The following is a 699-nucleotide window of genomic DNA, read 5'->3' on the forward strand; positions in this document are numbered from 1 at the left end:
AAGCGATGTTATCTTGCTGCTTGCATTCTCTTCACCATGCGTCGCTACAAACGCACCCTTGGACTTATCCCACAACAACGCATCAGCCTGAGCAGTGCTAATTTCATTGGTAATCTCTTTATGTAAATCCGTGAAAGAAGTGCCTACACCGGCAAACGCTGAAGCCACATCTGTATAGCTCTCCTCACTCTCAGTACCATCAGATTTTACTGTTTTAACCGTGAACTTAGGTTCGCTCCATTGGCCATCCTCATACTTAGCTCCTCCACCTAAAGATTGCGCAACTTTATCACCTAGGACATAAAGCTGGTTACCCGTTACGGCATCCGTTGAGGTTCCACTAATATCTCCATTTTTAAGAGACGTAATCTTGTTGTTCTCTTTACTGTCCCCATGCGTCGCTACAAAGGCATGTGCAGCGTCGCTCCATAATAAAGCATCACCATTAACCGCTTGAGTAATATTACTTATTTTATCCTCAAACCTTTTAACCTCATTAGACAGATGAGTGTTCACATTCTTGACACTCGTATCAAGACCCGCAAAGGCGCTACCAACATCATTGAAGCTCGTCTTTTCCACATCACCATCTGCAGAAACATTAGAGATTTCGTAAGTCGGAGCTGTCCATGTGCCACCTTCATACTTAGCTTTACCACCTAAAGATTGCGCAACACTGCTCCCTAGAGCATATAGCTG

Annotated in this window: 1 pseudogene; it reads right to left on the reverse strand. The window is 44.2% G+C overall.

What is annotated here, in order from left to right:
• Positions 1-699, reverse strand: a pseudogene (locus PVV63_RS10310) (hypothetical protein); the annotation flags it as partial.

This window comes from Bartonella sp. CM31XJBT (genome assembly GCF_028618555.1).
In the GTDB taxonomy this organism is placed as follows: Bacteria; Pseudomonadota; Alphaproteobacteria; order Rhizobiales; family Rhizobiaceae; genus Bartonella.